Below are 21,934 nucleotides of genomic sequence, written 5' to 3'. Positions count from 1 at the left end.
GCCACACCACGGCAAGACACAGCGAATCAGGGGTTAGGTTCCCCTAACTCGGTGCGTATGATGGCCCCATGAACGCCGTCGTCCCGTTCTCCGCCGCCCTGCGTGAGCGCTCCAGCAGCGCCCACTCCACCGCCGAGTGCGCCGGATTCATGGCGGATCTGCTCGGCGGTGCGGGCACGCGCGACGACTACATCGCCCTGGTCGTCCAGCACTGGTTCATCTACGAAGCCCTCGAAGCGGCGACGGAGCGCATGCGGCACGATCCGGTGGCATCCGTGTTCATCAACGACAAGCTCACGCGCCTGCCCGCGCTCGAGGCCGACCTCGCGTTCCTCCTCGGCGACGACTGGCGCGAGCAGATCGCTCCGCTGCCCACGACCCAGGCGTACGTGTCACGTATCCGCCGGGTCGCTGCGACCTGGCCCGGCGGGTTCGTCGCCCACCACTACACGCGATACCTCGGCGACCTCTCAGGCGGCATCTTCATCGGCCGGCTGATGCAGCGCCGCTTCGGGTTCGACACCAATGGCATCGGATTCTTCCTCTTCGGCGACATCGCCGACCCGAAGGCGTTCAAGAACGTCTACCGCGAGCAGCTGGACGCGGCCCCGTGGGACGACGACGAGAAGGCGCGCGTCATCGACGAGGTGCTCGTCGCGTACCGGTTCAACACCGAGCTGTTCGAGGATCTCGCGCGGGCGAAGGCGTCTCAGGTCGCCTGAGCGGCGCTCGCCTCGGCCTGCCGACCGAGCCACGCCTGCTTCATGAAGCGGCGCACGTCTTCGTCGACGCGGATGTCGCTGGGGCGCAGCGGGCGAGAGAGATAGAGGCCCTCGAGCGAGGTCAGGCGGCTGAGCGCCACGTACGTCTGCCCGGGGGCGAACGCCCCGGCGCCGAGGTCGACCACGGCGCGGTCGTACGTCTTGCCTTGCGACTTGTGGATCGTCACGGCCCACGCGAGGCGCAGGGGGAACTGGGTGAACTCCGCGACGATCTCGCGGGACAGGTTCTTCGTGCCTGGGTCGTAGGCGTAGCGGTACCTCTCCCACACGGCCGGTTCGACGTCGTGCTCGGTGCCGTCGACTTCCACGCGCACGCTGTCGCCCGCGATGCGCGTGACGGTGCCGATCGTGCCGTTGACCCAGCGCGGTGCCTCGCCGAACTGCGCCCCGTCGTTGCGGAGGAACATCACCTGCGCGCCCACCTTGAGGGTCAACTCCATCTCGGCGGGGTAGTTCGCTTCGCCGCGGCCGAAGTCGCCCGAGATCTCGGCGTTGGCCGTCTGCGTGCGCCCGACGAGCTCGTCGAGGTGCTTGCGGTTGATGGTGTTCACGCGGTCGTTGCGGGTCGCGAGCGTGATGACCGGGTGCTCTCCGTCGGCCGGGTGCGGCGGCGTGCGGGCTCCCGCGGAGTTCAGGATGCCGGCCATCTCGGCCGTGACGCGCCCGTACCGCACCGCGTTGAGCAGGGTCTTGAACCCCGGGTCGGATTGCCGATGGATCTCCACCAGCTCGTTGACGTGCAGGTGAGCACCGTGGCGGCCGATGTCGATGAGCCCGTCGCTCGCCGCCTCGCCCGACCACACCTTCGCGTCGAAGAACCAGAACGACCGGTAGTGGTCGCTGATGTAGCGAGCCTCGTCTCCTCGGGGTGGCACGGGGGCGAGCTGGTAGGGGTCGCCGAACATCACGACCTGAGTGCCGCCGAACGGCTCGGCCCGCCGGCCCCGCGCCTGGCGGAGCGAGCGGTCGATGGCATCCATGAGGTCGGCGTTGACCATCGAGATCTCGTCGATCACGAGGGTGTCGATGGCGTTCAGGATCTTGCGCGTCGCGTCGTTCTGATCGATGTCGCCGTTCGCGATGAGACCGATCGGCAGACGGAACAGCGAGTGGATCGTCTGTCCCTCGACGTTGAGCGCGGCCACACCGGTCGGCGCGCACACCGCGATCTGCTTCTTGGTGTTCCACGCGAGGTGCTGCAGCAGCGTCGACTTCCCCGTCCCGGCGCGCCCCGTGACGAAGACGTGCTCCCGGGTGTCTTCGATCAACCGGAACAGCGCCTGCTGCTCGGCGGAAAGAGGCGGGGTGGTCATCGATTCATGCTAGTTCGCGACGCCCGTCCGGGGCGGCTCGGTGTGGATGAGCAGCCACCGCGCCTCGCCCGAGAGCACGTCGGCGACGTGGCTGCGGAACCGTCGGCACTGCGTGATGTCGTGCGAGCGGCACCGCAGCGCGTGCTCGGTCATCGCCCGCGCCTCGGCGATGTCGGCCGCGCGGCGGTCGAGTTCGGCGATGTGCTCCTCGAGGACGCGGTGCCGGTCGGGCGCCCCCTCGTCGAGCAGCACGCGGATCTGATCGAGCGACAGGCCCGCCGCCTTGTTGCGCAGCACCACGGCGATGCGCACGCTGTCGTCGTCCGAGTAGCGCCGCCGACCGGCGGTGTCCCGATCCGGATGCAGCAACCCCTCGTCCTCCCAGTACCGCAGCACGTGCGTGTCGAGCCCGAACTGGGCGGCCGCCTCACCGATTGACTTCATGTCGACATGAAGTCACACGATGGATCCGAACGCAAGCGAAAGGAGTTCATCGTGTACGACGCGATCATCATCGGAGGCGGCCCGGCGGGCCTGCAGGCCGCCCTCACCCTCGGGCGCATGCACCGGCGCACCCTCCTCCTCGACTCGGGCGCATACCGCAACGGCACCGTGCCGCACGCCCACAACCTGCTCACCAACGACGGGCGCGACCCCGCCGAGCTCCGACGCGTCGCGCGCGACGAGATCGCCGCGTACGAGACGGTCGAGATCCGGGATGCCGCGGCCGCCACCGTGTCGCGCAGCGACGACGCCCTGGAGGTCACGGTCGGCGGAGCACAGCTGCGCGCCACCGCCGTGATCCTCGCGACCGGGCTCGCCGACGACCTGCCACCGGTCCCCGGACTCGCCGCGCATTGGGGTGACCGCGTGGCCAACTGCCCGTTCTGCCACGGACACGAGTTCGCCGGACAGCGCGTCGCGGTGCTGAACGCCGGCCCCCACGCGGTGATGCTGTCCGCCATGCTCGAGCCCGTGGCATCCGAGGTCGTGGTGATCGATCCGGCACGGGTACGCGAGGTCGGCATCTCCCCGGCCGGGCTGCGGCTGCACCTCGACGACGGTCGTGCGGAAGACGTCGCGGGGGCGTTCGTCGCACCTGTCTCACGACAGCGTGCCCCCTTCGCCGACCACCTCGGACTCGAGCGGCAGGAGTCGGGCGCCGTCCGCGTCGATCCCTTCGGCCGCACCAGCGTCGACGGCGTCTACGCTGTGGGCGACATGGCTCAGCCCGATCACTTCGCGGGGCCGATGGCCTCGCTCGCGAACGCGATCGCCGCGGGCCAGCTCGCCGCGGTCGCCGTCGTGCAGGCCGACGTGCAGGCGCGGACGGCCGCGTCGGGCGGCTGATCCAGCCTCCGCGGGGGTCGTCTTCCTAGACTGGGGGCGTGGACAACGCAGGCGGGGGCCCCGCGACGCCCGAGGGCGTGGCGCGCGCGCCCCGCCGCCGGCCGCGCCTCGCCGTCGAGCTCACCGCCCTCGCGGTCGTCGGCGTCCTGCTGATCGCCGCGCTCGGAGCGGGGGCCGCGGCGCTGTACCGCGAGTTCTACAGCCCACGCGCGTTCGTCCTGCACTACCTCGAGTTGCTCGAGGATCGCCGCGCCGCGGAGGCCCTGGCCGTCCCGGGAGTCGCGATCGACGCCGCCGACCTCGAGGCGGCGGGGCTGCCCTCCACCGCATCCGAGGCCCTCCTCCGCGCCGATGCGCTCACCGCCCTGTCCGACGCCGAGGTCGTCGATGAGAAGGACGACGGCGATCTCACGCGCGTGAGCGTCACGTATCGCGCCGGCACGTACGCGGGCCGCACCACTTTCGCGGTGGAGAGAGACGGCGCGAGCGGTCTTCTGCCCCGCTGGCGCTTCGCCACCAGCCCTCTCGCCGTCGTCGATCTGTCGGTGCGCGGATCTATGCGCTTCTCCGTGAACGGTTTCGAGGTCGACAAGCGACAGGTGTCTGTCGACGAAGCGGATGCCGATCCCTCCAGCGCCGTCCCGCTGCTGGTGTTCTCTCCGGGCCTGTACTCCGTGGCGATCGACACCCCGATCTCGGCGACGCCGGGGGTCGCGGTCCTCGCGGATGCTCCGCTCACGGGCATTCCGGTCGACGTCCAGGCCGAGCCGACCGACGAGTTCATCTCGGTCGTGCAGCAGCGGGTCGAGGACTTCCTCACCACCTGCGCCGAGCAGAAGGTCCTCCAGCCCACGGGCTGCCCCTTCGGCTATACGGTGCGCAACCGTATCGAGGGCGCCCCCTCCTGGTCGATCGCCCAGCAGCCCACGGTCACGGTCGTCCCCGACGGCGACGGGTGGCGCATCCCGTCGACGAAGGCGGTCGCCCATATCGACGTCGACATCCGCTCGATCTTCGACGGGTCCGTGCGCAACGTCGACGAAGACGTGCCGTTCACGGTCGACGGTCAGATCACCGTTCTGCCCGATGGCACGGCATCCATCCTCGTCAGCGGCGGCTCGGACTGACCCGGGAGCGTCCTATGCGCGTCGGGCCGCGTCGCGTTCGGCTGCTCGCGCATCGCGCGCGGCCAGTCTCGCGAGCTCGTCGTTGTACGCGTCGAGCTCGAGATCTCCCACGCGGTCCACGTGACGATCGCGGCGGCGCTGCTGACGCTCGTCGCTGCGACTCCACTGGATCGCCACGGTGATCGCGAGAATGAGGGTCGGGATCTCACCGACCGACCAGGCGACACCGCCACCGACGTACTGGTCCTCGAGCGGGGTCGCCCCCCACGTGCGGCCCATCGCGCCGAACCACTCCGCCACCATGAGGCCGGAGTTCATCATGATCGCGATACCGAAGAACGCGTGCATGGCCATGACGGCGATCAGGACGAGCAGGCGCATGGGGTAGGGGAGGCGGTACGGCACGGGATCGATGCCGATGAGGCTGAGCACGAACAGATAGCCGGTGATGAGGAAGTGAGCCACCATCCAGATGTGCCCGATGTGGTCGTACAGCGACCACCGGAACAGATCGGTGTAGTAGAACGCCCAGAGGGATCCGATGAACAGCCCCGCGGCGACGTAGGGGTTGGTGAGGACCTTCGCGACCGGATTGTGAACGGCCCAGAGGATCCACTCGCGACCGCCGCGCGTGCCGTCGTCGCGCTTGCGGATCGCACGCGCGGCGAGGCTGACGGGTGCGCCCGAGACCAGCAGAAGCGGGATCGCCATCGACAGCAGCATGTGCCCGACCATGTGCATGCTGAAGAGGTAGTCCTGGTAGACGTTGATCGGCCCCGAGGTGACCCAGAACACCGCCAGCAGACCCGCGCACCACAGCACGGTGCGGTAGATCGGCCACGCGTCACCGCGACGGTGCAGCCGCCACACGCCGGCGAGATAGAAGAAGAGTCCGAACGCGACGACGACGGCCCAGAGCAGATCGATGTCCCAGCTCGTGAACCAGCGCTCGACGGTGAGCTCGGGCGGGAGGGGCGTGCCGGTCAGCACCTCGGCGGGCGACTGGCCGATCAGGCGCGGGGCGATGGGCGGAGGGGTGCGGGCGAGGGCTGCGGCCGTGCCGCTGGCGACGCCCATGAAGACCAGTTCGAGGGCGATGACCATCCAGAAGCGCCGCGAGCCCGACTCCTCGGCCATGCGCGAGATCAGGCGGCGGCGGTACCAGGCTCCGAGCACCCCCATCGCGACGAGGGCGACGACCTTGACGAGCACGAGGATGCCGTACGGCGAGAGGAGGTTCTCGAAGCCGAGCAGGCCGATCGACGCGCGGACCGTGCCCGTGACCGCGACCACGAGGAAGGCCGCGAGGGCGATGGACGAGTACCTGAGGAGAGTCGTCTGCAGCTGGGTCCGCGACATGGCGGGGCGCACGACGACCAGCAGGACGAGGCCACCGAGCCACACCGCCGCGGCGATGATGTGCAGCACGAGCGAGGTCACGGCGGCGGTGTGACTCGCTTCGTCGCCGGCGTGGCCCTGCGTGCCCATGGGAACGAGGGCGGCGAGCGCGAGGATCGCGACCAGCAGCGTGGGCACCCACGACCGCACGGCGAAGGTGAGCACCGTGAGCACGGCGCCGGCGATCGTGGTCATCAGCCACGCGGGGCCGATCTCGCTCTCGACGAGAAAGCGCCCGAGCTGCTGTCCGAAGAGCGGATCGAGGGTCGGCTTCGCGTTGATGATGTTGAGGAAGGTCAGGTAGCCGGTCGTCGCCGAGGCCACCGTGAAGATCGCCGCACCGATCGACGCGGTGTCCAGGGCGAGCTCGAAGGGCCTCTCTCCCGCCTTCAGCGCGAACAGCGCGAGCACGAGGGAGCCGACCATCGTGGCGGCGGAGAGGTTGACGACGAGCGTCGAGATGGGAAGGCCCCATCGCACCACGGGTCCCGGGTCGGCCAGCAGTGCCTCTGCCGCACCACCCCCGTAGGCCAAGCCCACGACGACGGCGATCAGCGAGACCGCGATCAGGATGACGGGTCCCGCGACGCGGAGGGCACGGGCGTTCACCCTCCCAGACTACGTCGGGGAACAGAGAGGGGGATGCCTCGGCATCCCCCTCTCTGCGTACGGCGTCGTCTTACTTGACGGCGGCCTTCAGCTTCGAGCCCGCGGTGACCTTGACGCGCTTGCCGGCCGGGATCGAGATCTCCTCGCCCGTCTGCGGGTTGCGGCCCGTGCGAGCCGACGTCGCGACCTGCTCGAAGGCGATCCAGCCGGGGATCGACACCTTGCTGCCCTTGGCGACCGCCTCGGAGACGGTGGAGAAGAGGGAGTCGAGCACGCCCGACACGGCGGACTGGCTCTGCCCGGTCGCGCTGGCGATGCTCGCGACGAGCTCGGTCTTGGTGATGGACTTGTCGGCCATGTGGTTGTCCTCCAGGCGACGGTGATGTCGCCTCTCGTTACATCGGACGAGGAGGAATTCTCCTCGGTGGTCGGGAGACCGCCTCGACAGTATCAACCGAACCGCGGAATTACGGGGATTTTGAGCGATTTCGCCCGCGAACGACCGGCGTGTCGCCGCCGAGAGGGTCCCCGTGGCTCGCTCTGCGCGACGTGGCTGCCTGCGGGGAGCGCCCGATCGCGAATCGGGGCTGGCGATGCGAGCTGTGCGATGGGGTGACAGGAGGCATGAATGACACCGGTGCCCCAGCGGGCACGCACTAGAACAGGTGACACCGTGACGAAGAAACTTCGTACGCTGAACTATTCGACGGGTCATCCGAGCACGCGGAGAACGATCTCCCCGGGTGAGTGGGCCGGGGTCCGCCGATACGGGGGTGAAATGCCGATATCGCAGAACTCGATCGATGCGCGAGCCACATTCCACGCGGCGGTGGTGACCACAGCCGCTCGGATGGCCCCGGGACATGGCATCCCGGAAGAGCGCCACCTCGCCCTTCTCGCCGAGGCCCAGGCGCCCCCTGTCCCCCGCGTGTGGACCGACGCTCCCGCCCTCACCCTGGCGGCGGTGCTGGTGGCCCGCGCGCGCCGCGATGCCCTGTCCGACGGCTTCTCCCTCATCGACCGGTACTTCATCGACGCGCGGCTCACGCGCATGGCGAATCTGTCATCGAGCGCCCGATCTCTCCTACTCGCGGCCGCGGGAGAGTACTGCTGCGCCATCGGCTGGCCCCAGATCGGCGCACGATACGGCGCCGAGGCACTCCTGTTCGCCGATACCGACGCCACCCGGTATCGCGCTGTCTCGGTGCTCGCCCTGGGGCACGCGTTGAACGGCGAGTACGAGAGCAGCGAGACCGACATGGCCGAGGCCAAAGAGCTCGTCGCCGTGAACGGCTGGCCGATCGAAGAGCACGACTGCCTCCTGCCGCTCGCCGAGTCGCTGATCGCGTCGGCCCGCATGGATCCGGTGCGTCTCGCGGGAGCAGCACAAGCCCTGCGCGCCATCCGCCCCGACGACGCCTACTGGGATTACTCCGCGCGGGCGATCGATGTCATGCGCGGACTTCTCGAGCGCGACTATTCGCGTGCCCTCGCCGAGAGCTGGCAGCTCTCCTACGGGTCGCGACGCCACCGCAGTCAGCGGATGATCCGCGACTTCCTCACATGCATCCGCTCCGACATCCTGGTCGCCCGGGGCGAATACACCGAGGCGCTGGCCTCGCTGGCTTCGGCTCAGACTCCACCCGGGCACGGCATCTGCTTCCACATGCAGAGGTCCGGCCCGCTGCTCCTGCTCGGACGCGAACGCGAACTCCTCACCGAGACCGACGGGTGCGTCGCCGACGAGACCGACCACTGCCTCCGCACCCTCACGCCCACGCTGCTGCTGCGCGCGATCGCGTTCGCGCGGGTGGGGAGCTCCCGCCGAGCCGAGCAGAGCATGGAGACCGCTCTTCTGCTGATCTCGCAGACGGGCGGATCGATCACGCCCTTCATCATGCTGCCACTGGACGAGACCATCGCCCTGTTCGACACGGTCGTGGCGTCCTGCCCGGAGCTTGCCCCGCTGGTCAGCGGCATCCGGGAGTTCCTGCCCTCCGTCGCCGCTCCCGCCCGCCCGCCGGCGGAGGTACCCGGGTTCACCCCCGCGGAGCGAGAACTGGCGATGCTTCTGTCGTCGGAGCGGAACCTGGCCGACATCGCCCGCGAGCGGGGCGTGTCGCTCAACACCGTCAAGAGCCAGGTGCGCTCCATCTACGCCAAGCTCGGCGTGCGCGGGCGGTCGGAGGCCGTGGTCGAACTGCTCCGTCGGCTTTTCTGACCAGGGGAACGACGAAAGGCGGGGGTTCCCTTCGGAACCCCCGCCTTTCGTACGGGTGTCTGGTGCTTACCAGCTCGACTTGGTCACACCGGGCAGCTCGCCACGGTGGGCCATGTCACGGAAACGGACGCGCGAGACGCCGAACTTCGTGAGGACGCCACGGGGGCGGCCGTCGATGACGTCGCGGCTGCGCACGCGCGCGGGCGACGCGTTGCGGGGGAGCTTCTGCAGACCCACGCGCGCGGCCTCGCGGGCCTCGTCGGTGGCGGTCGGGTCGACCAGGGTCTTCTTCAGCTCGGCGCGCTTCGCGGCGTAGCGCTCGACGACGACCTTGCGCTGCTCGTTGCGCGCGATCTTGCTCTTCTTAGCCATGTGCTTAGCGCTCCTCTCGGAAGTCGACGTGCTTGCGGACCACGGGGTCGTACTTCTTCAGCACGATGCGGTCGGGGTTGTTGCGGCGGTTCTTGCGCGTCACGTAGGTGTACCCCGTGCCGGCGGTCGACCGCAGCTTGATGATCGGACGGACGTCCTGAGCCTTCTTCGCCATTACAGCTTCACGCCCTTCGCCTGCAGGTCACGAACGACGGACTCGATGCCGCGCGCGTCGATGACCTTGATGCCCTTCGCCGAGACGTTGAGCTTGATGTTGCGACCCAGCGACGGAACGAAGTAGGTCTTCTTCTGCACGTTCGGGTCGAAGCGGCGCTTCGTCCGGCGGTGCGAGTGCGAGATGTTGTGACCGAAGCCGGGAACCGCTCCAGTCACCTGGCACACTGCTGCCATGGTGATGTCTCCTTCTGTACCGTGACACCGGACGGTGCCACCCAAGATCCCTTGTCTGCACCCCGTCTGAGCACGGCGAAGAGCCGGATTCAGGAGAAGGGGTGCGAACTGCGTGCTGGAGTGCGCGCAGACAAGGGGTCAGTCTAGCACGAGGGGCCGTCTCCGCTGCCCCGCACCTCCTGGTCGCCGTCGCCCATGAGCCCGTCGACGCGTCCGGAGGCTTCGACGGGCTCAGCCACCTGGCAGGGCGTTCATCGCCGCTTCCGCGGCCCCGCGGCCCCACCGGAACGCCGAGACCGTGGCATCCCCCTCGATCCAGAAGCGCCAAGGGAACGCGTCGGTCCCCGCGATCCCGGCGACGCCCACGCGCGGCCCCGTCACGATCCCCGACACCCGTTCACCCGGCAGCAGGAGCCGGGCCCGCGCACCGGCGCGCTCCTGCGCCGTCACCGCGTCGATCCCGTCATGCTGCGGATGCCGGAGACCCACCGCATCGCCCAGACGACCCGGCCCGCGCGCGAGGTCGCGGGACGAACGCACTGCGCCGCGCCGCTCGAGGCGGCGTCGCTCGGCGATGTCGGCGCCCTCGACGATCTCGCCCCCGCGCAGCAGCACACCGCCGGCGACGCCGTCGGGGCCGCACACGACGTTCACGCACGAATGGATGCCGTGGCTCAGGTACACGTACAGGTGACCGGGCTCGCCCCACATGGTCGCGTTGCGCGGGGTCGGCCCCATGCGTGCGTGCGAGCCGGGATCGGGACGATCGCCGGTGCCGCGCCCGTGATACGCCTCGACCTCCGTCAGGCGCACGGCGACACGCTCCCCCGCCACCTCGGTCTCGAGCACCGCGCCGAGCAGGAGCGGAGCGACCTGCACCGGCAGCGCCTGCAGGTCGCTCCGCGTCGCGGGTCGCATCATCCCGGGGGTACCTGGCACCAGGACAGGTCGAACCCCCGCAGGGCGACGAGCGCTTCGCCGGTGTCGATGTCGACCAGGTGCGTCTGCAGTTTGCCGGGGAGGGGCAGCTGATACCGATCGAACGGGTTGTCCACCGCGCGCGGCGCCACCAGCACCGCCGCGTACCGCCCGCTCGGAGAGACGCACGTCTGCAGCACGGTGTCGGTGCCGGGGACGTCGAGGAGCGTCCGCACCGCGCCGTCGGTGTCGACGTGCCCCACGATGGTCGAGCGGTACGCGCCGTCGGCCGCGATGTCGGCGAACGATCGGACCGTGCCGGCCCCCGCCCCGGGCACCGGGGTCGCGCGTCCGGGCGTTCCGGGAGGATCGACGGGCGAGACGAGCGCCTGCTCCGATCCGTCGGTGAGGTTGATCTCGCGAACGCCCTCGAGCCGTTCCACGATCGCCACCGACGATCCGCGGGCGATGCCGTCGATCGCCACCGCGCTGCCGAGAGGGGCAGCGTTGCCACCGAGCGCGTCGGTGAGGAGCAAGCGGGAGTCGAAGGTGAGCACGAGCATGCTGTCGGTGTCGGGGACGAACCGCCAGTCGGCGATGCGCACGTCACCGCCGTTGAGTCCCACCTCGACCGGAGCGTCGTCGGTCGCCGCGGACGCCGTGAACAGACGGCTCTCCCGCCCGCCCGCGGCACCGAGGTTGGCATCCGAGAATGTGAAGCCGATGCGCTCTCCACGGTCCGCCGACTGAAGGTTCGACACGAATCCCGGTCCCGGAAGCGTCAGCTCCCGCCGGTTCTGCCCGTCGAGGTCGGTCACGATGACGCGCGCCTGGTCGTCGTCCCGCGTCGAGATGACGAGGTGGTTGGCCGTCGCCCGGAAGTCCTCGATGTGCGGGTCGGTGAACACCGGCAGCCCGGCCTTGCCCTCGAGGTCGGTGCGGAAGATCGTGTCGCCCTCGGGGGTTCCGCGCTGCATGAGGAACGCCTGCAGCGGGGGCGTCCGGAAGGTCTCGGTCAGAGTCGCCCCCGGCCCGGCGCCGAGCCCCTTCACGTCACGCACCGTCACGCGGTAGTCGGAGTCGTCGCGCAACGGCAGCGTGAACCGGATGCCGACGCTCCGTCCCGACGTGTCGACGGTGAACGGCGTCGCCGGCTCGACCTCGACCTGGGAGGCGTCGACCTTCTCGAGCGACTGCGTGGTCGTGAGGATCACGCGGGATCCGGATGCCGCGACCCCGGCGTCGGGGTCGACCTGCACGTCGGTGACACGGGGTCCCTGTGCCACGGCGACGACACCGCCGACCCCTCCCACGAGGACGAGGGCGAGCAGGACGGCGCCGAACGCGAGGAGGAAGCCCCGACCCTGACGCCGGCGGGCGCGCGCACGCCGCGAGTCGGGACCACCTCGACGGCGGGCGTCAGTACTCATACGGGTCCGCCGGCTCGTCGATGGCGGCCACCTGGTCGGCGTGGACCTCGAGCTTGCCGTCGCCGCTGGAGCGCACGGTTCCCGTGACGGTGACCCACTGCCCGCTCGACGGTGCGTCACCGGTCGCGGAGATCGGGAGCTTCGCCGTCTGCGCGTCGATGACGCAGTGGGTGATCACGAGACGCGTGAGGTCGAAGCTCGCACCGTCGCCCCCCGGGGTGATGAACCCGGTGAGGGTGACGGGCTTGCCGTCGAAGGTCTCGGGGTTCGTCGAGTGGGCGAAGACCGCCGACCAGTCGCCGACACCGAACTGCGAGGTGTCGCCCGAGGCGGCGAGGGTGATCACATCGGAACCCGCGAACAGGGGCGCGGCCCCCACGTCGCGCGAGACCGCGAGCTCGGTCGACAGCGAGGCGGCCGGGGTGAGCAGCACGGCCACCACCGCGGTCGAGGCCAGCACTCCTCCCGTGAACGCGGCGATGCCGCCCGGGGTCAGTCGCGGACGCGCCGCGAGGTGGTCGTGCGCGGCGTGGTCATGGTCGTCGGCGGGATCGGAATGCTCATGGTCGGCGTGCGCGAAGGCTTCCCGCCGAGCCGAGGCGGAGGCGGCCGCGTGCCCGTGCTCGTGGTCATGGCCGTGATCGGCCTCCGCCCCCAAGGGCAAGGCGAACGACGCGATCGCACCGACCAGCGCGACGAACGACATCCCGACGGCGAACCAGGCTGAATCGGGGTTGATGTACAGCGACATCCGCCCCGTGATCCACAGGGTGATCGTCGTGATCGACAGGCAGGCCGTGAGACCCACTCCCAGCCAGCGCGTGGCGAGGGCACCGGTTCTAGACAAGGAGGTTCACCACCGTTCCGAGAGAGAAGGCGAACAGCACGACCACCACCGTCATCCCCACCAGCACGCGGGTGGAGAAGGTGGTGCGAAGCAGCGCCATCATCTTGAGGTCGATGATCGGCCCCACCACCAGGAAGGCGACGATCGAGCCCGGCGTGAAGGTCGAGGCGAAAGAGAGCGCGAAGAACGCGTCGACGTTCGAGCACAGCGACACCACGATCGCCAGCGCCATCATCGCCGCGATGGACAGCGCCGGATCGGACCCGATCGCCAGCAGCGCACTCCGGGGGATCAACACCTGCACGGCGCCCGCGAGGAGCGAGCCGATGATGAGGGCCGGCATGACCGAACGCAGCTCGACCACGAACTGCGCGAGCGAGCGGCGACCCCGGTCGCCCCGCTCCTGCACGACGATCTCGCACGTCTCGAGGAACCGCTCGGTGAGCAGCTTGTCGGGATCGGGATGCCGGCTGTACAGCCAGCCGATCAGGTTCGCGACGAGGTAGCCGCCGATGAGGCGAGCGACCAGGATGCCGTCGCTGAAACCGAACGCCGCGTGCGTGCTGATGATGACGATGGGGTTCACGATGGGCGCGGCGACGAGGAACGTCAGGGTGTCGGAGACGCCGAAGCCGCGCATGAGCAGGCCGCGCGCGAACGGCACGTTGCCGCACTCACAGACGGGGATGAACATGCCGAGCAACGACAGCACCGCTCGTCGCGCCCACGGTGCGCGTGGCATCCATCTCTCGATCGCCCCCGGCGGCACCCACACCTGCACGATGATCGACAGCACGACGCCCAGGACGACGAACGGCAGCGACTCGATGAGCACGCTGAGGGCGAGGGTGAGCCCGTCCTGCGCGCGGGTGGGAAGCGGCTGCGAGAAGAAGGTGGGGGCGAAAGCGTCGACGAGGAAGAGCGCCGTGACCACGACGACACCCAGACCGAGCGCGACGAGGGTGCGGGAGGCACCGGTGGGCGGGGGCGACGTCGTCGCGGTGCGACTACTCGTCGCCACGCTCGCGAGCCCGTGCGCGGGCGCAGTCGGTACAGATCCCGAAGATGTCGACGACGTGCTCGGCCTCGGAGAAGCCGTGCTGGGCGGCCGTGCGCTGCGCCCATTCCTCGACGTCGGTCGCGGCGATCTCGACGGCGACACCGCACGAGCGGCAGATCAGGTGATGGTGGTGGCCGCGGGTCTCGCAGGCCCGGAAGAGGTTCTCACCCTCGGGGCTCTGCAGCGAATCGGCGTCGCCCTGGGCCGCCATTCCCGCGAGCGTGCGGTAGACCGTGGCCAGGCCGATCCCCGTGTTCTCGTCGCGCAGCGTCGCGTGCAGCGCCTGCGCGCTGACGAAGCCGCCCGCACCGGACAGGGCTTCGCGCACGCGTTCGCGTTGCCACGTGTTGCGCTGGACCATGCCCGCGATTCTAGCGACGGGATCGGTGAATCGGCTGGGCGTTACACGGCGCGGGTGGTGCGCTCCCTGCGTGCGCCGATCACGCGGCACACGAGGTAGATCGCGAACGAGATGGTGGTGATGTACGGGCTGACCGGCAGCGTCCCCGCCACGGCGAGAAGCACACCGCCGACCGCCGACACGAAGCCGAACAGCGCGGCGAGCAGGGGAACCGAGAGGGGCCCGGATGCCACCCGCATCGCCGCCGCAGCCGGGGTCACCAGCAGGGCCATCACGAGCAGCGCGCCGATGATGTGCACGGCCACCGCAACGATCAGACCGAGCAGCAGCATGAACGCGAGCGACACCGCCGTCGTGGGCACGCCACGGGCCGCGGCGGACTGCGGGTCGAGGGAGTCGAAGCGCAGCGGACGCCAGATGAGCAGCAGCGCGATGAGCACGAACAGCCCGATCACGACGAGCCAGCCCAGTTGCCCGCTCTGCACCGAGACGATCTGCCCGGTCAGCAGGCTGAACCGGGTGGCGCTGCGTCCGTTGTAGAGCGACAGGGCCAGGATGCCGACTCCCAGACCGAAAGGCATGAGCACGCCGATGATCGAGTTGCGGTCACGCGCGCGAGCACCGAGCAGACCGATGAGCGCTGCGGCGATGAGGGAGCCCACGATCGACCCCGACACCACGTCGACCCCGATGAGCAGGGCCACCGCCGCACCGGCGAACGACAGCTCGCTGATGCCGTGCACGGCGAACGCCATGTCGCGCTGCATCACGAAGACGCCGATCAGCCCGCCCACGAGCCCCAGGATGGCGCCGGCGTAGACGGAGTTCTGGACCAGCTCGAGGATGGCGCCGTACTGGCTCACCCCGCCGAAGAGGGCGTCACCGACGTCGGACCAGTTCATGCGTCGTCCTCATGGTCGTGGTGGTGGTGCGCCTCATCGGCATCCGGTGCTCCGACGACGATGAGCTGCCCGCCGGCGCGCACCACAAAGACGGGGGCACCGTACAGGGCGGTCAGCGTCTCGGTGGTCAGCACCTCGTCGGGGGTGCCGAGCGTGAAGCGTCCGTGCGCGATGTAGAGGATGCGGTCGACGCGTGAGAGCACGGGGTTGATGTCGTGCGTGACCAGCAGCACCGCGGCGTCGCGCTCGCCGCGGTGTCGGTCGATGAGTCGCACGACCGCCTGCTGGTTGGCCAGGTCGAGGCTCGTGAGCGGCTCGTCGCAGAGGAGGAGGGCCGGGTCGTCGGCGAGCGCCTGGCCGACGCGCAGACGCTGCTGTTCACCGCCCGAGAGAAGACCGACAGGCCGGTCGCCGAAGGCGGTGGCGCCGACGGCCTCGAGGAGTTCGTCGATGCGGGCGCGGTCCTTCTTGCGCGAGAGCGGCAGGCCGAGGCGGTGGCCGTCGACGCCGAGGCCGACGATGTCACGTCCGCGCAGCGGGGTCTCACGCGGGAGGGGCCGCTGCTGCGGGATGTATCCGATCCGGCGGTTCCCCGCACGACGTACGGGCGTTCCCAGCGCTTCGATCGACCCGCCGCTGAGCCGTTCGAGCCCGAGGATCGCGCGGAGCAGCGTCGTCTTGCCCGAGCCGCTGGGCCCGAGCACCGCGACGAGCTCGCCGGGCTCGACCTCGAGGTCGAGCCCGGCCCACAGCTCTCGGCCGCCCCGCTCGAGGGCGGCGCCGCGGATGCGCAGCGGTGCGGCCGCGCTCACGCCGCCAGCGCGTCGGACAGCGCCGTGATGTTGCTCTGCATCCACGAGATGTAAGTCTGACCCTCGGGGAGCGTTTCCGTGAACTCGATCACCGGGATGTTCTTGGCTTTCGCCTCGTCTTCCACCTGCGTCACCTCGGCGCCGCCGGTCTGCGGGTTGACGATCATGACCTTGATCTGCCCGGAATCCAGCAGCTGCAGTGACTCCAGGAGGGTTGCCGGCGGAACGTCCTGTCCCTCCTCGACCGACTCGCTGAACTCGTTCGGGGTGGCGTTGTCGAGGCCGGCCGCGGTCGTCAGGTAGACCGGCACCGGCTCGGTCACGAAGATCTTCGCTCCGGCATCCTTCGCCTTGATCTGGTCGAGGGAGTCCTCGAGACCGGCGATCTGCTGCGTGAAGGCCTCGGCGTTGGAGGTGAAGTCCGCGGCGTGGTCGGGGGCGAGCGCGCCCAGCTCCTTGGCGATGGCGGCGGTGAGGTCTTCGACCGTGTGCGGGTCGTACCAGACGTGCTCGTTGAAACCCTCGATGTGGTCGTGCCCGTCGTCGTCCGCGTGATCGTGGTCGTCGGCGCTCTCACTGGGGGCGGGGCTGGCGTCGTCGGAGTGGGCCTCGTCGTGCGACTCGGCGCCCGGGTAGTCGTGGTTGTACTCGACCGCGGTGATCACGGGGGCGGTCGTACCGCTGGCCTGGACGAGTCCCTCCATGAAGGAGTCGTATCCGGCGCCGTTCTCGATCACGAGGCCGGCGTTCTTCAGGGTGAGCTGGTCCTGCGCGCTCGCCTCGTACTCGTGGGGGTCTTGCGTCGGCGAAGTGATGATCGACGTGACGTCGACGAAGTCGCCTCCGACCGCCTCGGCGATCGAACCGTAGACGTCCGTGGACGCCACCACGGTGACCTTGCCGGAGGACGAGTCGGCGGACGCTCCACCGGCAGCGGGAGCCCCACCGGCACAACCGGCGAGAGCGAGAACGGTGGCGGCGCCGAGAACGGCGGGGGCGAGGAGGCGTCGGGTCATGAGGACACGGTAGCGCTCCTGATAATCGTTCTCAAACTCACGAGTGCCTTCATGCGTTCCTCTCAGCCTGCCCGCGCCGTGTGGAGCTCGAGGCCTCGGTGCGCCTTCGTGTCCAAAACACCCGGAGGACCTTCGGCGCGTTCCGGGTGTTTTGGACACTCGATGGGCGGACGGCGTGATGCGTCGCCCAGGAGGCTCGCGGGATCAGCGGCGCAGGATGCGGTGCGCGAGCGCGTTACCCAGCAGCTGACCGGCCTGCACGATCACGACGATGATCGCCACCGTCACCCACGTGGCCTGCGCGTTGAACTGCTGGTAGCCGTAGATGATCGCGAAGTTGCCGAGGCCGCCACCGCCGATGTAGCCGGCCATGGCCGACATGTCGACGACCGCGATGAACATGAACGTGTAGCCGAGGATCAGCGGCGCAAGCGCCTCGGGGATGACCACGCCGAACAGCACGCCGATGCGGCGTGCCCCCACGGCCCGCGCGGCCTCGACGGTCCCGGGGTCGACCGCGACGAGGTTCTGCTCGACGACGCGGGCGATCACGACCGTGGCCATGATCGTGATCGGCACGATCGCGGCATCCGTCCCCAGGGTCGTTCCCGTCACCGCGCGCGTGACCGGGGCCACGGCGGTGAGGAAGATGATGAACGGGATGGGACGGATGACGTTGATCACGAGGTTCGCGACGAAGAAGACGACGCGGTTCTCGAACAGATTGCCGGGGCGGGTGGCATACAGCAGGGCGCCGATGACCAGGCCCGCGACGCCCGAGATGAGCAGCGAGACCGCGACCATGTAGACGGTCTCGCCGATGGACTGCAGCAGCACCGGGGTGAGGGTGTCCCACTTGTTCATGCGCGGGCCTCCGCGGTGGGGACGACGACGTCGGTGTGCGCACGCAGCTCGGCCACGATGGCATTCAGGTCGTCGGCGTACACCCGGTACGTGAGCGTGCCGAGCTGCTTTCCGAGCACATCGGTGACACCGCCGTAGACGACCGAGTGGCGGGCGCCGTGGCGGTGGAACACCTCGGAGACGTCTTCGCTCGAGAACTCGTTGACCTCGACGCTGACGAGGTCTCCGCCGCCCGAGGCGAGCGCGGACAGCGCCTCACCCGAGGGCACGCCCTGGGTCACCGCCGCGACGAACCGCTTCGTCAGCTCGGCACGCGGGTGCGCGAACACCCGGTACGTGTCGCCGCTGTCGACGACGCGACCGCCGTCCATGACGATGACCTGGTCGCACAGCTCGTGCACGATCGAGATCTGGTGCGTGATGACGACGATCGTGATGCCGAGGCGTCTGTTGATCTCGCGCAGCAGGTCGAGCACCTCGGCCGTGGTCTGCGGGTCGAGGGCGCTCGTCGCCTCGTCGGCGAGCAGGATGCGCGGGTCGGTCGCGATCGCGCGGGCGATGCCGACGCGTTGCTTCTGCCCGCCCGACAGACGCCGCGGATACTGCTTCGCCTTGTCGCCGATGCCGACGAAATCGAGCAGTTCGGCGACGCGCTTGTCGCGATCGGCTTTCTTCCAGCCCGCCACCTTCAGCGGGTATGCGACGTTGGCCGCGACCGTGCGCGAGGAGAAGAGGTTGAACTGCTGAAAGATCATGCCGACTCGGCGCCGGAGGTCGCGGAGCTTCGCTTCGGATGCCGCGCCCACGTCGACGCCGAGCACCTCGACGGTGCCCGACGTGGGTTGCTCGAGGCCGTTCAGCAGGCGCACGAGCGTGGATTTGCCGGCGCCGGAGTAACCGATCACCCCGACGATCGACCCCTCCTCCACCGCCAACGACACGTCGTCGACGGCGGTGGTGGAGTAGCGGCGATCGGTGCGGAAGCTCTTCGTGACGCCCCGCAGCTCGATGACAGAGGTCATCCGTTCTGGGCCTTGAGGGCGTCTTCGAGGCTCGTCAGCTCGTCCTGCAGCTGGGCGCCGGTCCAATCGGCCTTGAACTGAAGGTTGCCCTGGTTGAGCTCGGTGACCGCGGCCTCGACCTCGGGGCTGTGGTACGCCGCGACGAGCTTCTCCCAGCGGGGGTCGTCCTTCTTGTCGTCACGCGTGACGAAGGCGTTGATGTAGGGCGCGAGCTGCGGGTTGTTCAGGTCTTCCTTGAAGATGATGAGCTCGTCGCCGAGCCCGCCCTTCTGCGCCTGCGTGTTGTTGACGATGGCGGCCTGGGCGCTGCCGTCCTTGAGCGCGGTGACGGTCTGGTTCGTGTCGACCGGGAGCAACTCGACCTTGGTCGTCTCGATGTCGGCCGGCGTCGAGAGAGCGGTGCCGCCGTCCTTCAGCGTGAGGAGCCCCGCGGTCTGCAGGTTGAGCAGGCCGCGGGCGAGGTTGGTCGGGTTGTTCGGGATCGCGATCTTCGCGCCCTCCGGCAGGTCCTTCACGTCGGTGTACTGCTCGGAGTAGAGCGCGAGCGGGTAGACCGCGGTCGCGCCGACGGGCACGAGCGTTCCGTTGTTCTCGACGTTGAACTGCGACAGGTAGATGAGGTGCTGGAAGAGGTTCACATCGAGCTCGCCGTCCTGCACGCCCTGGTTGAGCTGCACGCCGTCGTTGATCGTGCGCACCTCGAGGTCGATGCCCTCGTCGGCGAGCTTCTGCTTCAAGACCGTCCAGTGCGCTTCATTGCCGTCGTCGGCGCCGAGGACGATGCGCGTGGAGTCGTCCCCTGCGCTGGAGCCACCGGCGCAGCCGGTGAGGGTGAGCAGGAGGGCAGCGGCGGATGCACTGAGGATCGTGGCCAGGCGTGCGGTGGTGCGTGAAGTCATAGCTCCACGTAAACAAGCTCGGAGCGGATGCCAAAGTCGAGACGTAATGGGCGGTCATGAGCGGTCACAAACTCGCCTTCGCCGGCCCGCGGAGCTGCCTGCGAGAGCGCAGTGCTCCTCACGGTACGCCCGCTCGGTGAGCCCACCGGTGGATTACCCGGACATCGAGATACCGTCGCGACGCCGACGCCATGACCTGCCATGCTCGCCGCATGAACGCTGTTCCGGTCTACGGCCCCGCCGCTCGGCGATACGCGCCGCCGCCGTGGGGGAACAGTGCCGGCATGCTCGCGCTCATCAACTTCTTCGGCGGAGGGGCAGTCGTCTTCGCGGTCGCCGCAACCTCCCTCGCGGGGATGTGGACGGAGTACGACGGCATCCTCACGCTGATCGGAATGGTCGTGCTGCCGGTCCTCGTTGCCATCCCGTCGGCCACAGCCGCTTTCGTCATCGGCCTGCCGATCCGGCTCGTCCCGCCCATCCGGCGATGGTGGCTCCGGCACGGCGAGTACACACTGATCGGCGCGGGCGCGGGTCTCCTCCTCGTCGTGGTCGGCACCGTTCTGGTGAGAACGAGTTCGGACGCAGGATCCACCGAGCTCGACGGCTGGCAGGTGCTCGTCGCCGGCTGGGTCGTGTTCTGCATATGCGCGATGCATCTCGTGTGGCCGCACCGCTGGAGCGGCCGAGGAGACGCCCCGATCCCGCCGCGCTGAGACGCTGCGCTCCCGCCCGCACGACCCTCCCCCTCACAGGAGACGGATAGCCTGGACAGCGATGTCACGGGATGAGAACGCGCGAAGAAAACTCACCCGGATGCCACCCCAGGGCGCGGTCGTGGCCGTGCTGGCCCTCGCGGGGTTGTGCTCATCGTTCATGTTCACCCTCGTGGTGCCCATTCAGTCGCAGCTCCCGACGCTCCTGAACGCCTCGCGCGACGACACCGCCTGGGTCGTGACGTCGACCCTGCTCGCCGCCGCGGTCTTCACGCCCATCGCAGGTCGCCTGGGCGACATGTACGGCAAGCGGCGCATGGTCCTGGTGCTGCTCGCGATCATGATCCTCGGGTCCGTGATCGCCGCCCTGTCCGCCGGGATCATCGGCATGATCGTCGGTCGCGCTCTCCAGGGCGCCGTGGTCGGCGTCGTTCCCCTCGGCATCTCGATCCTCCGCGACGTCCTGCACGAGAACCGGGTCGACAGCGCGATCGCGCTCATGAGCGCCACGTTGGGCGTGGGCGGCGCCCTGGGTCTTCCCGTGAGCGCGCTCGTCGCCGAGAACGCGGACTGGCACTGGCTCTTCTGGATCGCCGGGGGCCTCGGTGCGGCGGTGTTCGCCCTCGTGGTGTGGATCGTGCCGGTCAGCGTGCTGCGCACCGCCGGACGTTTCGACTACCTCGGGGCCGTGGGTCTCGCCGTCGGCCTGATCGGCGTGCTGCTGGCCGTGTCGCGCGGGAACACCTGGGGCTGGACCTCGCCGCTCACGCTCGGCCTTGCGGTCGGCGGCATCCTGATCCTGCTCGTCTGGGGCTGGTACGAGCTGCGCGTCGACAATCCGCTGCTCGACCTGCGCGTCGCGGCCCGCCGCCCCGTGCTGCTGACGAACCTCGCTTCGGTCGCGATGGGCTTCGCGCTCTTCACGTCGAACGTCGCCTATCCGCAGATGCTGGAGCTGCCGCTGGCCACGGGCGTCGGCCTCGGCCTGTCACTGCTGGCCGCGAGCCTGGTCGTGATGCCGTCGGGCCTGGTGATGATGGTGCTCTCACCGATCTCGGGATCCCTCGCCCGCACGGTCGGGCCGCGCGTGCTGCTCGTCGCCGGGTCGGTCTCGCTGATCCTCGCGTACGGTTTCAGCCTGATCTTCTCGACCGAGGTGTGGCACTTCGTCGTCGCCAACATCCTCATCGGCTTCGGGATCGGCTTCGGCTACGCCGCCATGCCGATGCTCATCATGCGCGCCGTCCCGCCCAGCGAGACCGGCGCGTCGAACGGCCTGAACGCCCTCGCGCGCTCGCTCGGCACGAGCACCGCCGCCGCGATCGTGGGCGTCGTGCTCGCGACGCTGTCGACCGGCTCCGGCGAGACGCGCGTGCCGACGTCGCAGGCGTTCCAGGTGTCGTTCCTGATGGGGATCGGAGCCGCGGTCGTGGCCCTGGTGCTGGCCCTGCTGATCCCGACCCGGCGGACGCCGATCGAGAAGCACCCGTCCCTCCCGGGTTGA

Annotated in this window: 24 protein-coding genes; 6 read left to right on the top strand and 18 right to left on the bottom strand. The window is 69.4% G+C overall.

Features of this window, described 5'->3' with window-relative positions; translation table 11 throughout:
* The first annotated feature begins 68 nt into the window (after window positions 1–68).
* Entirely contained in the window at window positions 69–722 is a 654-nt protein-coding gene (locus tag PIR02_06475) for a biliverdin-producing heme oxygenase (protein WZH38308.1), read from the top strand.
* Here PIR02_06475 and PIR02_06470 read toward each other — a convergent pair.
* Both PIR02_06470 and PIR02_06465 read right to left on the bottom strand, forming a co-directional pair.
* Window positions 710–2,095: a DEAD/DEAH box helicase gene (locus PIR02_06470; protein ID WZH38307.1), complete on the bottom strand. Its 1,386-nt coding sequence runs from the start codon at window positions 2,093–2,095 to the stop codon at window positions 710–712. The genes PIR02_06475 and PIR02_06470 overlap by 13 nt on opposite strands.
* 9 nt (window positions 2,096–2,104) lie before the next feature.
* Window positions 2,105–2,539: a MerR family transcriptional regulator gene (locus PIR02_06465; GenBank protein ID WZH38306.1), complete on the bottom strand. Its 435-nt coding sequence runs from the start codon at window positions 2,537–2,539 to the stop codon at window positions 2,105–2,107.
* A gap of 6 nt (window positions 2,540–2,545) precedes the next feature.
* On the opposite strand from PIR02_06465, the gene PIR02_06460 reads away from it, so the two are divergent.
* Window positions 2,546–3,445, top strand: coding sequence for an NAD(P)/FAD-dependent oxidoreductase (locus PIR02_06460; GenBank protein ID WZH38305.1), 900 nt, complete (start codon window positions 2,546–2,548; stop codon window positions 3,443–3,445).
* A 38-nt stretch (window positions 3,446–3,483) separates the two neighbouring features.
* A complete protein-coding gene (locus PIR02_06455; protein WZH38304.1) occupies window positions 3,484–4,572 on the top strand; it encodes a hypothetical protein in 1,089 nt (362 codons plus the stop codon).
* Between the two features lie 12 nt (window positions 4,573–4,584).
* Here PIR02_06455 and PIR02_06450 read toward each other — a convergent pair whose 3' ends face one another.
* Complete coding sequence (locus tag PIR02_06450; protein ID WZH38303.1) at window positions 4,585–6,579, bottom strand: cytochrome c oxidase assembly protein; 1,995 nt, start codon at window positions 6,577–6,579, stop codon at window positions 4,585–4,587.
* A 70-nt stretch (window positions 6,580–6,649) separates the two neighbouring features.
* Entirely contained in the window at window positions 6,650–6,937 is a 288-nt protein-coding gene (locus PIR02_06445; protein WZH38302.1) for an HU family DNA-binding protein, read from the bottom strand.
* Window positions 6,938–7,411: 474 nt separating this feature from the next.
* Between PIR02_06445 and PIR02_06440 the strand changes: the two genes are divergently transcribed.
* Window positions 7,412–8,800: a helix-turn-helix transcriptional regulator gene (locus PIR02_06440; GenBank protein WZH38301.1), complete on the top strand. Its 1,389-nt coding sequence runs from the start codon at window positions 7,412–7,414 to the stop codon at window positions 8,798–8,800.
* A 66-nt stretch (window positions 8,801–8,866) separates the two neighbouring features.
* On the opposite strand, the gene rpsN is transcribed toward PIR02_06440, so the two are convergent.
* From rpsN to PIR02_06370, 14 genes are all read right to left on the bottom strand, one after another.
* Window positions 8,867–9,172 carry a 30S ribosomal protein S14 gene (gene rpsN, locus PIR02_06435; protein ID WZH38300.1) on the bottom strand — a complete coding sequence of 102 codons (306 nt, stop codon included), beginning with the start codon at window positions 9,170–9,172 and terminating at the stop codon, window positions 8,867–8,869.
* A 4-nt stretch (window positions 9,173–9,176) separates the two neighbouring features.
* Window positions 9,177–9,347: a 50S ribosomal protein L33 gene (gene rpmG / locus PIR02_06430; GenBank protein WZH38299.1), complete on the bottom strand. Its 171-nt coding sequence runs from the start codon at window positions 9,345–9,347 to the stop codon at window positions 9,177–9,179.
* Window positions 9,347–9,583, bottom strand: coding sequence for a 50S ribosomal protein L28 (gene rpmB, locus PIR02_06425; GenBank protein WZH38298.1), 237 nt, complete (start codon window positions 9,581–9,583; stop codon window positions 9,347–9,349). Before rpmB ends, rpmG begins: the two co-directional genes overlap by 1 nt.
* A gap of 231 nt (window positions 9,584–9,814) precedes the next feature.
* Window positions 9,815–10,504, bottom strand: coding sequence for a DNA-3-methyladenine glycosylase (locus PIR02_06420; protein ID WZH39087.1), 690 nt, complete (start codon window positions 10,502–10,504; stop codon window positions 9,815–9,817).
* On the bottom strand, window positions 10,501–11,931 hold the full coding sequence (locus tag PIR02_06415) for a hypothetical protein (protein WZH38297.1): 1,431 nt from the start codon (window positions 11,929–11,931) through the stop codon (window positions 10,501–10,503). Before PIR02_06415 ends, PIR02_06420 begins: the two co-directional genes overlap by 4 nt.
* Complete coding sequence (locus PIR02_06410; GenBank protein ID WZH38296.1) at window positions 11,921–12,778, bottom strand: DUF1980 domain-containing protein; 858 nt, start codon at window positions 12,776–12,778, stop codon at window positions 11,921–11,923. Before PIR02_06410 ends, PIR02_06415 begins: the two co-directional genes overlap by 11 nt.
* A complete protein-coding gene (locus PIR02_06405; protein ID WZH38295.1) occupies window positions 12,771–13,799 on the bottom strand; it encodes a permease in 1,029 nt (342 codons plus the stop codon). Before PIR02_06405 ends, PIR02_06410 begins: the two co-directional genes overlap by 8 nt.
* Window positions 13,786–14,199, bottom strand: a complete 414-nt coding sequence (locus tag PIR02_06400; protein ID WZH38294.1) for a transcriptional repressor — start codon at window positions 14,197–14,199, stop codon at window positions 13,786–13,788. Before PIR02_06400 ends, PIR02_06405 begins: the two co-directional genes overlap by 14 nt.
* Window positions 14,200–14,240: 41 nt before the next feature.
* Window positions 14,241–15,101: a metal ABC transporter permease gene (locus PIR02_06395; protein WZH38293.1), complete on the bottom strand. Its 861-nt coding sequence runs from the start codon at window positions 15,099–15,101 to the stop codon at window positions 14,241–14,243.
* A complete protein-coding gene (locus tag PIR02_06390) occupies window positions 15,098–15,913 on the bottom strand; it encodes a metal ABC transporter ATP-binding protein (protein WZH38292.1) in 816 nt (271 codons plus the stop codon). The genes PIR02_06395 and PIR02_06390 overlap by 4 nt, the downstream gene beginning before the upstream one ends.
* Window positions 15,910–16,929, bottom strand: coding sequence for a zinc ABC transporter substrate-binding protein (locus PIR02_06385; protein ID WZH38291.1), 1,020 nt, complete (start codon window positions 16,927–16,929; stop codon window positions 15,910–15,912). Before PIR02_06385 ends, PIR02_06390 begins: the two co-directional genes overlap by 4 nt.
* Window positions 16,930–17,133: 204 nt before the next feature.
* Window positions 17,134–17,793 carry an ABC transporter permease gene (locus PIR02_06380; protein WZH38290.1) on the bottom strand — a complete coding sequence of 220 codons (660 nt, stop codon included), beginning with the start codon at window positions 17,791–17,793 and terminating at the stop codon, window positions 17,134–17,136.
* On the bottom strand, window positions 17,790–18,815 hold the full coding sequence (locus PIR02_06375) for a methionine ABC transporter ATP-binding protein (GenBank protein WZH38289.1): 1,026 nt from the start codon (window positions 18,813–18,815) through the stop codon (window positions 17,790–17,792). Before PIR02_06375 ends, PIR02_06380 begins: the two co-directional genes overlap by 4 nt.
* Complete coding sequence (locus PIR02_06370) at window positions 18,812–19,714, bottom strand: MetQ/NlpA family ABC transporter substrate-binding protein (protein WZH38288.1); 903 nt, start codon at window positions 19,712–19,714, stop codon at window positions 18,812–18,814. Before PIR02_06370 ends, PIR02_06375 begins: the two co-directional genes overlap by 4 nt.
* Before the next feature lie 212 nt (window positions 19,715–19,926).
* Between PIR02_06370 and PIR02_06365 the strand changes: the two genes are divergently transcribed.
* The gene (locus PIR02_06365; GenBank protein WZH38287.1) at window positions 19,927–20,430 is read left to right on the top strand and encodes a hypothetical protein; all 504 of its coding nucleotides are present in this window, start codon (window positions 19,927–19,929) and stop codon (window positions 20,428–20,430) included.
* 100 nt (window positions 20,431–20,530) lie between these two features.
* Complete coding sequence (locus PIR02_06360) at window positions 20,531–21,934, top strand: MFS transporter (GenBank protein ID WZH38286.1); 1,404 nt, start codon at window positions 20,531–20,533, stop codon at window positions 21,932–21,934.

This window comes from Microbacterium enclense, from assembly GCA_038182865.1.
GTDB lineage: Bacteria > Actinomycetota > Actinomycetes > Actinomycetales > Microbacteriaceae > Microbacterium > Microbacterium enclense_B.
The sequence above is the reverse complement of the archived record's forward strand: the minus strand, read 5'-3'. Positions and strand labels throughout refer to the sequence as shown.

Excerpts from the sequence above, each read along its gene's own strand:
- PIR02_06475 (WZH38308.1), top strand. The coding sequence starts at position 69 with ATGAACGCCGTCGTCCCGTTCTCCGCCGCCCTGCGTGAGCGCTCCAGC.
- PIR02_06470 (WZH38307.1), bottom strand. The coding sequence starts at position 2,095 with ATGACCACCCCGCCTCTTTCCGCCGAGCAGCAGGCGCTGTTCCGGTTG.
- PIR02_06465 (WZH38306.1), bottom strand. The coding sequence starts at position 2,539 with ATGAAGTCAATCGGTGAGGCGGCCGCCCAGTTCGGGCTCGACACGCAC.
- PIR02_06460 (WZH38305.1), top strand. The coding sequence starts at position 2,546 with ATGAAGTCACACGATGGATCCGAACGCAAGCGAAAGGAGTTCATCGTG.
- PIR02_06445 (WZH38302.1), bottom strand. The coding sequence starts at position 6,937 with ATGGCCGACAAGTCCATCACCAAGACCGAGCTCGTCGCGAGCATCGCC.
- rpsN (WZH38300.1), bottom strand. The coding sequence starts at position 9,172 with ATGGCTAAGAAGAGCAAGATCGCGCGCAACGAGCAGCGCAAGGTCGTC.
- rpmG (WZH38299.1), bottom strand. The coding sequence starts at position 9,347 with ATGGCGAAGAAGGCTCAGGACGTCCGTCCGATCATCAAGCTGCGGTCG.
- rpmB (WZH38298.1), bottom strand. The coding sequence starts at position 9,583 with ATGGCAGCAGTGTGCCAGGTGACTGGAGCGGTTCCCGGCTTCGGTCAC.
- PIR02_06420 (WZH39087.1), bottom strand. The coding sequence starts at position 10,504 with ATGATGCGACCCGCGACGCGGAGCGACCTGCAGGCGCTGCCGGTGCAG.
- PIR02_06415 (WZH38297.1), bottom strand. The coding sequence starts at position 11,931 with ATGAGTACTGACGCCCGCCGTCGAGGTGGTCCCGACTCGCGGCGTGCG.
- PIR02_06400 (WZH38294.1), bottom strand. The coding sequence starts at position 14,199 with ATGGTCCAGCGCAACACGTGGCAACGCGAACGCGTGCGCGAAGCCCTG.
- PIR02_06395 (WZH38293.1), bottom strand. The coding sequence starts at position 15,101 with ATGAACTGGTCCGACGTCGGTGACGCCCTCTTCGGCGGGGTGAGCCAG.
- PIR02_06385 (WZH38291.1), bottom strand. The coding sequence starts at position 16,929 with ATGACCCGACGCCTCCTCGCCCCCGCCGTTCTCGGCGCCGCCACCGTT.
- PIR02_06380 (WZH38290.1), bottom strand. The coding sequence starts at position 17,793 with ATGAACAAGTGGGACACCCTCACCCCGGTGCTGCTGCAGTCCATCGGC.
- PIR02_06375 (WZH38289.1), bottom strand. The coding sequence starts at position 18,815 with ATGACCTCTGTCATCGAGCTGCGGGGCGTCACGAAGAGCTTCCGCACC.
- PIR02_06370 (WZH38288.1), bottom strand. The coding sequence starts at position 19,714 with ATGACTTCACGCACCACCGCACGCCTGGCCACGATCCTCAGTGCATCC.
- PIR02_06365 (WZH38287.1), top strand. The coding sequence starts at position 19,927 with ATGAACGCTGTTCCGGTCTACGGCCCCGCCGCTCGGCGATACGCGCCG.
- PIR02_06360 (WZH38286.1), top strand. The coding sequence starts at position 20,531 with ATGCCACCCCAGGGCGCGGTCGTGGCCGTGCTGGCCCTCGCGGGGTTG.